The organism is uncultured Algibacter sp. (genome assembly GCF_947495925.1).
Classification (GTDB): Bacteria; Bacteroidota; Bacteroidia; order Flavobacteriales; family Flavobacteriaceae; genus Algibacter_E.
This window is the reverse complement of the sequence record NZ_CANMAU010000009.1, coordinates 1-12,648: the sequence shown is the minus strand read 5'-3', so window position 1 is coordinate 12,648 and position 12,648 is coordinate 1. Positions and strand designations below refer to the sequence as shown.

The 12,648-nt window shown below is 31.6% G+C and carries 9 protein-coding genes; 3 read left to right on the top strand and 6 right to left on the bottom strand.

Annotation, left to right across the window (positions count from 1 at the left end; genetic code table 11):
• Position 1 precedes the first annotated feature (1 nt).
• Both Q0857_RS16260 and Q0857_RS16255 read left to right on the top strand, forming a co-directional pair.
• Entirely contained in the window at positions 2-361 is a 360-nt protein-coding gene (locus Q0857_RS16260) for a hypothetical protein (protein ID WP_298537784.1), read from the top strand.
• Positions 354-1,013, top strand: coding sequence for a hypothetical protein (locus tag Q0857_RS16255; protein ID WP_298537781.1), 660 nt, complete (start codon positions 354-356; stop codon positions 1,011-1,013). Before Q0857_RS16260 ends, Q0857_RS16255 begins: the two co-directional genes overlap by 8 nt.
• 344 nt (positions 1,014-1,357) lie before the next feature.
• Here Q0857_RS16255 and Q0857_RS16250 read toward each other — a convergent pair whose 3' ends face one another.
• From Q0857_RS16250 to Q0857_RS16225, 6 genes are all read right to left on the bottom strand, one after another.
• Positions 1,358-1,870 carry a hypothetical protein gene (locus Q0857_RS16250; RefSeq protein ID WP_298537778.1) on the bottom strand — a complete coding sequence of 171 codons (513 nt, stop codon included), beginning with the start codon at positions 1,868-1,870 and terminating at the stop codon, positions 1,358-1,360.
• A complete protein-coding gene (locus Q0857_RS16245; protein WP_298537775.1) occupies positions 1,871-3,070 on the bottom strand; it encodes a hypothetical protein in 1,200 nt (399 codons plus the stop codon).
• Positions 3,071-5,266 carry a general secretion pathway protein GspD gene (locus Q0857_RS16240; protein WP_298537771.1) on the bottom strand — a complete coding sequence of 732 codons (2,196 nt, stop codon included), beginning with the start codon at positions 5,264-5,266 and terminating at the stop codon, positions 3,071-3,073. It lies immediately after the preceding gene.
• 8 nt (positions 5,267-5,274) lie between these two features.
• Positions 5,275-6,681, bottom strand: a complete 1,407-nt coding sequence (locus Q0857_RS16235; protein ID WP_298537768.1) for a GspE/PulE family protein — start codon at positions 6,679-6,681, stop codon at positions 5,275-5,277.
• Positions 6,682-7,170: 489 nt separating this feature from the next.
• Positions 7,171-7,587 (bottom strand): prepilin-type N-terminal cleavage/methylation domain-containing protein, encoded by a 417-nt coding sequence (locus tag Q0857_RS16230; RefSeq protein ID WP_298537765.1) that lies wholly within the window; start codon positions 7,585-7,587, stop codon positions 7,171-7,173.
• A 16-nt stretch (positions 7,588-7,603) separates the two neighbouring features.
• On the bottom strand, positions 7,604-8,281 hold the full coding sequence (locus tag Q0857_RS16225; RefSeq protein ID WP_298537762.1) for a response regulator: 678 nt from the start codon (positions 8,279-8,281) through the stop codon (positions 7,604-7,606).
• Positions 8,282-8,877: 596 nt separating this feature from the next.
• Between Q0857_RS16225 and Q0857_RS16220 the strand changes: the two genes are divergently transcribed.
• Positions 8,878-12,612, top strand: a complete 3,735-nt coding sequence (locus Q0857_RS16220; protein ID WP_298537760.1) for a hypothetical protein — start codon at positions 8,878-8,880, stop codon at positions 12,610-12,612.
• Positions 12,613-12,648: the final 36 nt, after the last annotated feature.

The following is a 12,648-nucleotide window of genomic DNA, read 5'->3' as shown; positions in this document are numbered from 1 at the left end:
AATGAATTTTTTATATAAATATTACGCTAGCATACTGGGATTAATCAGGTTTATTGGTATAGGTGTTGGAAATGAAGATGCTAGAGCTTCGGCTGTATTTACTGTTACATTTTGCTCTATATTTTCAATAATAACTAAATCTATTGGGTATAGTATTAAAAGTTTTGGTACTTTATTATTAGTATTTTTAGTGTTATCTATATTCTTTTTTTCTTACTATTTTTTCACAAATAAAAGGAACAAACAAAAAATAAATAACTGGTTAAAGTTAAGTTATAAAAAAGAGAAGATAACTGTTGGTTTAGTATCGCTAGTAGCATTTATAACTTCAATAATAATATCACTTAAAACTTATGGTTAAGAAAACATTAATACTACTTTCTTTTCTTTGTTTTTACACAACACTTTTTTTTGGTCAAGTAGATGTTAATAAAGTAGAAAAAATTAATACTATCCTTTGTGATTGCTTAGAGTATAATAAATCTAAAAATGATAGTATTAGATTAGAAGAATGTACTACGGTTTTATATGATGGTCTTTCAGTAATTGAAGAAAAAAAAACTAGAGAGTTATATGCACAAAAATCAGATACTTATTTACAACGTAGATGTATAGAATATGTGAAAATTATTTACAAAAATGTTCCTGCTTCAGACATTGAATTAGTAGATAAAGACGTTTTCCATAGTGCAGAGAAAGTCATTAAATCAAATATTACAGGTGAATATTATTATAAAGATTATTTAGGAGAAGTATTTAATGTTGAAATTTTTGAATCATCTTGGAGTGAGAAAATAGTATCTACTGATAGATATATTAATTTTAGGTTTGATAAAAGTAGTAGCGTATTAACCTTTGTAAAATCTAATGATATTTTCTTTAAAGATTTTTATGGAATCGACAAAGAAATAAAAATCAGGTATAAAATTTATGATAAAAATAACTTGTTAGTAATTCTTAATTTAGGAAGTGGAATTTATCTTAAAAAAACTCTTAGAAAGAGAGAGCGGTAAATATGACATACCCCGTTCGGGTACAGTATGTTCGCTACCGCTAGGATTTCCTAGTGGCGATAAGAGTAAGGAAATAAAAAACGAAGCCACATTTTAGAGATAGAATGTGGTTTTTTTATGCCTTTAAGTGTAAAAAAGAGTAAAACCTTGTTTTGTAACCAACTGATAATCAGCGTATAATTTTTTAATGGGTCTGTTTTTGGTATTTATTTGTTAATCAGCAATTTAGCCTTAAAAAGGTTGCATTAGTGCACCGCAAATCCCAAAGCAATTTTAGAATAAAGTGTCCCTTATAAGGGAATTAGTAAAAAATCAGTTTAGAGGAATTCTAGGAATACTAAATTTTAAGAAAAACTTTTCAATAAAACACGCATTTGTAAATAATTTTTGCCCAGCCTAAAGTTCTTTTTCCTTTCAAAATGAAGGTTAATAATCTCACCAAACTTAGTGCGTTGCTCAAGAGTATAAATAAGGTTTAATAAATTGTTATAGTTTCCTTCAATAGTAAAACTATAAGTTTTGATGGTAAGATCATCGTTTTTAAAGCTATGAGGTTGCTTGAATTCAATAACTTTTAAATCATGTTTTTTGGAAAACGTATTTAATCCCTTTAACAGATTGTTTTGAATTGAGTTTCCATGAATATGATATTTATTTAGTAAAGAATCATAATATTTTTGCTTTTGTTTTAGAAGTGATAATTGTTTCGGCGTATTTTTAAATGATATCTCCTCCTGTTTTAAACTTTCATAGGATTTTTTTAGATTAAGCGTGTTAGAAATAGCCAAATTATAGCACAATACCAGAATTATAAAGAAGACGATGATTAATACTATATTCTTGTTTTTTTTATTCATTTATATAAGGGTTAACACTAGACTGAAGTGAGACGTTTTAGTTTTCGAATCACTATAATCTGTAACTTTCACGGCATGAATCCAATCCATACTTTCTAAAGTATTTATCCAGTCTGAATATAAATCACTATTATTTGATTCTCCAGTGATATGGATCGTGTTATTGTTTAATAAAATAGGTTTATTAGGCTTTATGCTTTTTATAAGTGGTTGATAAATGAGTTCAGAGAGTAATATAGATTCAGGTAAACTTGCTATGATACTGCTAATGAAGTAAGAACTTTTAGAGGTGTTACTCCTAAGCATATCATCGGTAGTTTTTTTTGATTTACTAACTGCTTCACTCAGGTTTATAATATTGGCTTTTGCAGTTTGATTAATTTGACAGGTTTGACTTAATGCGGTTACTTTTTCGAAGTAAAAATTAAAAAAAAGAAAATTTAAAAGCAAAATGCCTAGAATTGAAGCTAATCCTATTTTTAAAAACTGACTAAAAAAATGCGTGTGTTTATAAGTGTCAAATAATGTGTGTTCGAAATCTAAAAAATTACTCTTAGTTTGATGTGTTTTTAAAATAGAACTTAAAGCTCCTGAAAATGATAACATATAGGGGCTTTGAACGTTGAGCCCATTAATCTCGTAGACAGTGTCCATATTGGAGTCACTAAGGAGAATGTTCTCTATCATTGAATTACTAATGGTAATATTTGAATTAGATGTTGAAATCTGGTCATTTTGCGAAAAATGGACAACACTAGTTATGGCTAAATTGCCAAGGGAAAATTTTATAACACTTAAATCATTTTTTGTATAAATCTCAATTAATTCATTTAAATATGATTTTCTACAAACAGATATAAAAGAGGTGTCACCTTGTTTCAGTATTTCATAGTAAAACTCAGATATATTAATATTTGGAAATGCTTTGTTAACTAAATTAAACTCTGTGGATGATTCATTTTTAATAATTTTGGATAAGACTTGATCATTATTTACAATTAAAAAAACGTGTTGTTTTTTAGGTAGTAATTCATTAAGTTCTTTAACCGTCTTTGATGTTCGAGTTGTTTGGATACCAACCTCTTTTTTCGTTTTTTTTAATAGAGTTACATTAATCGCCTCACTATTATTAACAGTAGTATGCTCAATACCACAAAATTTATTTCCATAAAGCAAATATGACTTAAAGGCTTCTAACATTTAATAAATAATAGTTGGTTTAATAAATACGGTAAGTTTGGCATTTGCGGCTTCACGCTTTCTGGAACTAAATAACCATTTAATAACAGGGATCCTTGCTAGAAGAGGTACACCAGTTCCAGAATCGTTTCTTGAATTCTGTTCTAAACCACCAAGTACTACTATATCTTGATCCTCCACTCTAATAATGGAGCTAAACTCTCGAGACTTAATATCTGGAGGTGCATTTTCTGCTATGCGGGCACCAAAACTGGATTGGATGACAAATATGTCTAAAGTAACATGGCCATCACCAGAAACAAGGGGTTTTATAGTCAAGCCAATTTCTGCGTCAATAGGCTCATAGTTTGTTATTTCCGAAGTTTGCGGATTATCTGTACCATAAATGTTACGTTGCGTTACTGTGTAATACGAGGTTTCTCCATTTGAGAAGGTTGCCCTGTGCCCATTCAATGTGGATAGCTTTGGTGTAGATTTAATTTTAAGATTTCCGTTATTTTCCATGGCTTTTATCGTAGCAAAAAAGTTAGGAACCACTTTGCCTAAGTTTAACCCTGAAAAGCTGTTAAATCCATCTAAAATGCTATTTATTGTTTTAGCACCAAGGGAAAGGTCTGTTTTAGGAAATACATCACCAGAAGTGGTTGTAGGCTCTTCTCCAATACCCCAAGTTACTCCAGTTTCGATAGTGTTATTTTTATTAACTTCAACAAACATGACTTCGATCAAAACAACAGGAACCGTTTTATCTATATAATGAATAAAGTTCTTAAGCCTTTCTATTTTTTCACTACTTCCAGTAACATAAAGGTTATTAAGCTCATAATCGGTTTTTATATCTAAACCTTCAGAAATTTCAATAGGGATAATAGCTTCAATAGTTTGAAGGTTTCCTCTGGAACTATTATTACTGGAATTATGATTTATTTGAGATCGGTTTCTGTTACTTAGGTTTGAATTTCTGTTCGATTGCGAATTAAAATTGTTATCAAAACTAGAACCCGAAATGTTAGACCTGTTGTTGCTATTATAATTGCTATTGCTGCCAACAGTTCTATTTCTGCTATTCCCACCAGCGGGGTCTGAAAGCAATTCGACCGACCGGTGCATTAAATGGATTTGTTCAACTTTTCGAACACTTAACTGATCTTCAGTTCCAAAAAAGTAAATGTTATTTTCTTTTTTGTAGGTTAGTCTTGGAGCCATATTACTTGCTTGTAACTGGTTCCCATTTTTAGTTCTTTTTTTATTATTGGAAGCTTGCTGACTATTTGTATTGGACATACTAAATCCATCTGTTTGTGATTCAAATATTTTAGTCAACATAGCATCAAAGGAAATAGATTTGGCCCTAAAAGATGTTGTGCCGGCTCTATCTAATGGTGTAGCTGTAAAAATATTAATATTAAGATCAGTACCAATATCACGAATTATAGATGCAATAGGCGTATTAGTGAAATTCACATCTAATAATTTGTGTTCTCGATCGAGAACTTCGTATTCTAAACTACTTTTTTTTCTAGATGTTGTGGTGCCTTCTTTATCCGAAGAACTATTATCTTCAAACACATAAAAACCATCCTTAGTGCGCTCATACAATAAGTGATTGCTCAAAGCCAATTTGTCCATCGCAGCATCAAAAGGCATGTTTTTAATGTAAGAGGTCATAAGCTTACTCTCCATACCAGGTGTAAAAACAAGATTTTTGGCACTCTCATCCATGATACGCTTAAAAACATCATAGAGCTCATCATTTTTCGCATCTATGCTTATTGTGTTTTCTGTTGGTTTATAAGAAACAGGAATTGTTTTTTTTTCAGGAGTTTTTGCTGGTTCAATATACTTTTTAATAGAGAGGATATTACCGGTAAAATTAATGGTAAGTGCATATTCTTTACATAAGAAAACTAATAAATCTGCAACCGTAACATTAGAGAAATTATTGTTTGAAATGGATATTTGATTAAGTTCTGATGATATATTAATGTTTACACTATGCGCATTTGAAACCGCCAATATAAAATTGGCTAAAGTAACATTGTTGACATTAATTTCTATTTTAGCCTGTTCTGTTAACCCTGGGATTTCAACAGCGAGTACTTCTAGTTGTGCCCTGATTTTAGATATCCGTAAGTCTTCATTTTGTGAAAAACTTACAGAACAGCAGAGTAATAGGATATATAATACTTTCTTCATTGGTGAGCTTAATCAATTAGTAGGGCGTATACTTCTTCTACCGATGTTACTCCTTGTTTAATCAGATTTATAGCATTATGTTTTAAGGTTGAAATGTGATGCTCTTTTAAATAGTTGTTTATTTCAAGGTCATTTTGTTTTATATGCGGCACTAAATATTTAGTGATAGGAATGATTTCATAAATAGCCTTTCTGCCTATGTATCCCGTATGATAACAGTCTGTACAGCCTTTAGGAACAAAATGATTAATAAGATCCTTTGGAATGCTAAAATGTTCTGGAAATATATCCGGACTAATAATGTCTTTACTTTTACAATTAGGACATAACTTTCTCACTAGTCTTTGTGCTACACTAACGTTAAGCGTACTAGCAATTAAGAATGCAGGAACGCCCATGTCAATTAATCTTGAAATAGTTGCCCAAGCAGAATTCGTGTGAATCGTAGATAATACCAGATGCCCTGTAAGCGCCGCACGAATTGCCATATTAGCTGTTTTAACATCTCTTATTTCTCCTACCATAATTATATCTGGGTCCTGACGTAAAAAAGTTCTCAAAGCGCTGGCAAAGTCTAAACCAATATTTTCCTTTAGTTGCACTTGGTTAACGCCTTCTAATGTATACTCAATAGGATCTTCAATGGTTATGATATTTGTTTTATCATCATTTAAAAGCTTTAGAGTACCATAAAGCGATGTCGTTTTACCCGAACCCGTAGGTCCCGAAATAAGAATAATACCATTTGGGTTTTTAATAGCCTCTTTGTACGTTCTTAATTCCCTTTCTGTAAAACCTAAATCTTCAATATCAAAATTATTGGCATCCTTGCTTAAAATTCTAAGTACTATTTTTTCTCCATGTAGGGTAGGTAGGCTTGATACACGAATGTCAAATTCACCACTGTTGCCTTTAATAGTAATTCTTCCGTCTTGAGGTAATCGCTTTTCTGAAATATCTAATCCCGCCTTAATTTTTATTTTGTTAATAATTACAGGATATTCAGAAAGGGAAATAATAAAGTGTTCTTTCAGTTTACCATCCAGCCTAAAACGTACTCTACATTTATACTCGAAAGGTTCAAAATGGATATCACTGCCCCCAATATTCTTGGCTGTCAATAATAATTGTTCTAAAAAATCACTAGAATAATGTAAATCTTCTGAATGATTAACTTCTCTTTTCCTAAAATTATTTGATAAGTAAAGGTCTATGTTTTCTGAAGATTCAGAGGCAAGTTTTATATTTTTTCCAAAAACAATCCGTAATTCACGCTTTAAAGATTCTGTGGTATCTTCAGATTTAAAAGTGTATTGACTACTGTTAAAATCAATTGGTATAATTCTGTAATGATAGGCCTGTTCACTACTTATAAGTTGAACATGTTCTGTTGGTATGGTATAGTCCTTATTCATCTGCTTTCTAAATCATATATAAGTTATTTGCTAAACCCAACCAGTTTGATAAATAACATGTTAAAAAAAATAAAGACATATAGCCAGCAAGCGGAACTGTTACTTGTTGCTTTGAACTGCGCACTTGATACAGATGTAGTACCAATGAAAAAATTAAAGCACTTATAAAGATTATGATGAATGAGAAACTTGAAAAAAAAGCCGTGGATGATATAAAAATTAAAATATCACCTAAACCAATTGTGTTTAGAATATTTGTTCTAAGTTTTAGTTTTGAGTAAAAAAATATAATAATTACTAATAGCAAAATAAAAATAGTATTAACTAATAACGAGTAAAAAAAAACTTCAGGTAGTGTGTTAAAATAAAAAAGGATACCACCAAGTATGCCTACTATGGGAAATAAAAACCAATATACTTTCCGCTCTTTATAATCTTGGAAAAGAATAAGGATAAAAGAAAAACTTAATATAACTTTTATAAATACCATTAATCTTTTACAATTTGTTTGGGTGTTCCAAGTTCATCAATTTCCCAAACATTAAATACGCCATCCCCATCAAAATCTGTTATAGCTGTGGCACGTACTTTAAAACTGTTATTATCAGCAGTTAGTAGTTCATAACTGTAATTGCTGTTACCGTTTTCTTTTACTGTTTTAGGAGCTTCAAAATCTACCTCGTTTAAGTCGTTAGCATATTTTGAATACATATATCTGTATGTGGTTTGGGAGTTGTAAATGTATTTCAACTGGGTTTGAGCCTCAACACTTTTTGTTTTACTAATTAAAGGCATCAAGTTGGGGAGCGCCAATAACAAAAGAATCCCTATAATAACTAAAACAATAAGGACTTCTTGTAAGTTGTAAGCAGGGACTTTGTAGATGTCTTTTTTTATGATTTTCATAAATCTCGATTATAAATTAAATAAAACCACTCTCTTTTGCTCTATCGATAAGTGCCTTGTCATCCTTTTGTGGTGTATTAAAAACATCGCGTAGTTGTCTTTTTCTTTTTTCTATACCCGCAATTGACAAGTGAACAATTTCCGGAAGATCTTTCATTTTTGCGCCTTGTGATAGGTGATAAAGTATCATACGATCTCTTTTATCAATCACAATTTGACTAGACATATGACTACGTATCAACCGGGTTACCGTTTTACTGTAGTACGGTGTGTCATTTAAAACATTTGTTATAGCCGTTACCAATTCCTGAATTGAGATATCGGTTTTTACTAAAAACCCATCTGGGTTTAATGATTTGAAAATGTTACAAAGTTTGTAATTGTTATTATGTGAAGTGATAACAATTATTTTTACATTTTTAAACTCCTTTTTTAGTTTAGCTCCAACATCATCACCAGATAACAAATCTCGATTCTTAGATGGCGGAATACTAATATCTAATAAAACAAGATCAAGTTTTAAACCTTTTTTGGCTTCATTAATTTTTTCAAGGGCTGAATCGCAATCATGAGCAACATTAATGTTAAATTTCAGGTTTTTATCAGTTAAACTAACGTGATTAATTGCCATTTTGTAAGCATCAGCAATTAGTGGGTGATCGTCCAGAATGAGGACATTGATAATTTGGGTCATTTGCTATTAATTTTTCATTATTTCAGATTGAAACCTGTTTAATTATGTCTGCAATCTATTTATTAGACCATAATAATGGGTATGGAAATCCCTTACTTTTAGTAAGGAAAAATAACAAATATTATATGAATTATAATATTTGTTTTTGTGTTTAGGCAATTGACTCTAACCGTATGTCTAGAATAAAGTATTACTTGTTTTGGGGCTATCTAAAAAATGTAACTTCTGTTTAGTAATATCTATTTCGCCAATCACTTAGGAGTCAGTCTTTTAGTGTATCGTCTTAGGTCTTAATGGGATCTGTGTTAGATTATGATATGGTTTAGAACGCTTCCAATACTCTTTTATAATATTTCACCGTAGTTTAATATTCACCTACAAGTGGTGCAAATATATGTGAGTACTTTATTATTGCCAGAATTTGCATTTAGATGATATGTTATTTTCATAGTAGATACAATTATATGTTATCCAAAATTTACGAGGAGAAATTAAATAATTTTACTTTCCCTACTACAAGTAATGTAAAACCCTACAATATTTTTTTGTCTTAGACTTATTTTTATACAGAATTAAATTTTGATAAACTCATCATTATGAAAACCTGTATTTCATTTTTAGCAATCTTTTTAATAGCTGTAACAATTGGAAAAATGTTTGGTCAACAGACCCAGCTTCCGGATTTAATGCCGAATTCGCCAAATGTAGAAGCCATGCAACAATATGGGAACTACCCAGTAGGTCATTATACAGGTATACCAAGTATAAATATTCCGTTATACGTTATAAAATCTGGAGATATTACAGTACCTATAAGTCTTAGTTATCATGCTTCAGGAATTAAAGTATCTCAGGAGGCAAGTTGGGTAGGTCTTGGATGGTCTTTAAATGCTGGAGGTAGTCTAAGTAAACAAAAAAGAAGTTTTGATGATTTTGGACATTATGAGTCAACTAATTATCATTTTAAAGAACCAATAATTGAACTGTCAGAAGGTAATAAAAATGGAGATAGTATAAGTGATGCTCAGTATTTGCAGTATTTTAAGCAAAATAGAAGAGACTTATTTCCAGACTTATATTTCTATAGTTTTTTAGGTTATTCAGGCAAGTTTATTTTCGATGATTTCCCACAAGGAACATCGGTTAAGCGTGGTGATGGATTAAAGTTTAATATAGATAATCTTGGAAATACTGGTGTTCAAATCGATAGTTTGGACTGGCGTGTACAAGATTTAAAAGGATTAACTTATGGTTTTAGACAACCTGTTACAAAGAGTATTAGTACTGGAGATATAGAGGCAAGTACTATAATTGGAGTAGAAACAACAGTTAGTTCCTGGCTACTTACAAGTATTACATCTAATACGAATAAGGAGGTTGTTTTTGACTATGATTATGAAGGCCTAATCCGAACGCCACAATTTAAATCCTATACAACTACACTTAAAGTTAATAGTCTTTATGGACCACCACCAGCACCATATGATAATGATGATCTTGTTTTTACGGATGTTCATTTACCAGATGTAGCCTATAGTTCTAGAATATGGTCTACTGAAGATATTGATGAAATTAATTTAAAGCGTATTGATTTTGATGAGGGTTATGTGCTTTTTATAACTACCAATAGAAGTGATTTGTTTGATCCCAGTGGCGGAGAACCACCAAAAAAACTTTCAAGTATAGAAGTTTATGATATTGATGATCATCTGGTTAAAGGTTTTGAATTTGAATATACCTATGTTAATGAATCGTCTACTGGCACAGATCATTATTATAAAAAACTAAGTCTCGAAAGTGTTCAAGAATATTACATTAATGAAAATGATGAACGAGTAAATAAGAATCCTCACCTTTTTGAATACATCGATAGGCCTTCCCATATAGACCCTATCATTAAAAATTCAGATAAAATAGATCATTGGGGGTATTGGGGCCGAAGTGATAATGAGTTTTCAACCCTTCAACGCTCAAGCCTGGATGTGGATGCTGAGAATGACGCTACTCCAGTAATTATAAATGAAGAACTCAGTGAATATGGAGATGAGTTTTCAGGTAATAACCCCATAATAGATTCTATCGTAGGCAGATCGCTATCATATAAGATTTATCCGCCAGGTCATAACCTTTTCAATACTGGTTATTTAAAGCATGCTGTTGATACTGTATTAAATAAGGTATATACTTTAAAAAGTATTACTTACCCAACTAAGGGTAAAACCGAATTTGATTTAGAAACTAATACGTATAGCAATTATTACCCAAAATATACTTCGAGAAGATTTGCTGGATGGCCAGTAGAGGGAGATATACCTGTTGTGGATTTACCAGAAGGGCCAGAAACCCCAGTTTATGATTTTACCGAGAACAAAATACATTTAGTATCTTATTTAGGACAAACAGATACTGATGAATTTGACGGTTTATCCAAGGGCTTTACAATTACGAACACAACAAGAGTAAGATTGGATTTCATGCTAACTATAGCCTATACAACGGGTGCTGAAGGAGTTTTAAAAAGACAAGATGGGAGTGTGATAATAAAGTTTAAACCTAATGTAACCAACGAGCAGTTTAGATCTGTTCAGGGTGTTAAATTACCTCCGGGAGACTATATATTGGAAGTTAATACGGGAGCAAACTTTGGGATGGATTTAATAGCAGAATATATTGATTATAGGGAACTAAGTATAATAGATTCTCAAACCGTTGGAGAATTTGATTATCAATTAGGAGGAGGTTTACGTGTAAAATCAATAAGGAATTATGATTCTAATGATACTTTAGTAGGAACTACGCAATATGATTATACTCGAGAAGGTAAAAAGTATGAAATAGCACATCCAGAACAACCTTCGCCCATAGTTAGGAGATCTTCAGGAAAACTATTGTCTCCAATTCAATATGGAAAAGCAAAAAGACATGAGTATAAAAGTACCCTAGAAGTTCTTGGTACTGGAGGAAATCATACAGCATCTGAGGTGAATATAATTTCTGTAGGCAAAACATTTTCAAGCAGCCCTATAATTCCAGTAGCAAGTTCAGCCAATGGTCAATCCATAGGGTATGATCAGGTTAGTGTGTCTAAAACAGATGGACAAAATAATCCCCTAGGTAAAACAGTGTATTATTATAAAAATGAATTGGAGACCGTTGCAGAGTATGGTACTTCCATACCCAATGAGGTCCATCTTGATAATGGACAGTTATTAAAACAAGAAGATTATAATAATGCTGGTGAGTTATTATATTCTAAAGAAAATCATTATTCCTCAGATGATTACCAGCCCTATATGTACGGCTTAAGTAGAAGTTTTACGAATAGTGAAGATAAGCTATTTGCTGGTAATCTTTGCCAAAACCTTGCATGCTGTAAAGCATTATTTAAATATGGAGTCAAGTACAGTGATTATAGGATTAGGAGTGAGTGGTGGCATTTAGACGAGAGTATAGAAACGTTATACGATCTCAATGGTGATAACCCAGTTGTTAAAACAACCAATTATGAATATAATAACAATAAGAGTTATCAGCCTACAAGAACTTCAGTTCATACGAGTACCGGTGACTATTTAGAAACTTTAGCGTATTATCCAGATGATATAACTGGCACAAGTTCGTTGTCAATAGGAGGTAGTGTTACAAATACAGAATTTGATGCAATCGAGCGATTACAATTTTCAGGAACATCCTATCAACCAGCTAATGTGATACAAACAGAAACCTACAATGATAAAAATAATAATGGAGAAACAGAGCTTAGTGAGTTATTAAGTTTACAGCGCGTTAATTTCAAGAATTGGGATGTAGACAATGATACACAAAGCAATGACCCAGATGATATAGTATTGCTTGAAACCGTACAAAGCTCCAAGGGCAATGTCGCCTTAGAGGACCAAATTATATATCATAAATATAATGAGAATGGTAAGCCTTTAGAAGTTAGTAAAGCCAATGGCATCCATATCGTTTATATCTGGGGTTATAATCAAGTGTACCCCGTAGCCAAGATAGAGAATGCCACCTATAGCCAAGTAATAGGAACACTGACTACTGCAAATTTAAATAATATTAAATCAGGAAGTTATAGTGACAGTAGTATGCGAACAACTCTTAATAAAATAAGAAATCATGTAACCATGAAAAACGCCATGGTTACTACGTATACCTATGATCCATTAATAGGAGTTACCAGTATGACCGATCCAAAAGGGTCTACAGTTTACTATGAGTATGATGATTTTAAACGTCTTAAACTCATACGAAATACAGATGGATATATCGTTTCGGAAAACGAGTATCATTACAAGACACCACCTGAGCAGAATTAAATAATCATAAAACAACTAAAAATAAAAGTATGAAAC

Bases quoted from the DNA above. Each gene is read 5' to 3' on its own strand.
- Q0857_RS16260 (WP_298537784.1), top strand. From the start codon at position 2: ATGAATTTTTTATATAAATATTACGCTAGCATACTGGGATTAATCAGG.
- Q0857_RS16255 (WP_298537781.1), top strand. From the start codon at position 354: ATGGTTAAGAAAACATTAATACTACTTTCTTTTCTTTGTTTTTACACA.
- Q0857_RS16250 (WP_298537778.1), bottom strand. From the start codon at position 1,870: ATGAATAAAAAAAACAAGAATATAGTATTAATCATCGTCTTCTTTATA.
- Q0857_RS16245 (WP_298537775.1), bottom strand. From the start codon at position 3,070: ATGTTAGAAGCCTTTAAGTCATATTTGCTTTATGGAAATAAATTTTGT.
- Q0857_RS16240 (WP_298537771.1), bottom strand. From the start codon at position 5,266: ATGAAGAAAGTATTATATATCCTATTACTCTGCTGTTCTGTAAGTTTT.
- Q0857_RS16235 (WP_298537768.1), bottom strand. From the start codon at position 6,681: ATGAATAAGGACTATACCATACCAACAGAACATGTTCAACTTATAAGT.
- Q0857_RS16230 (WP_298537765.1), bottom strand. From the start codon at position 7,587: ATGAAAATCATAAAAAAAGACATCTACAAAGTCCCTGCTTACAACTTA.
- Q0857_RS16225 (WP_298537762.1), bottom strand. From the start codon at position 8,281: ATGACCCAAATTATCAATGTCCTCATTCTGGACGATCACCCACTAATT.
- Q0857_RS16220 (WP_298537760.1), top strand. From the start codon at position 8,878: ATGAAAACCTGTATTTCATTTTTAGCAATCTTTTTAATAGCTGTAACA.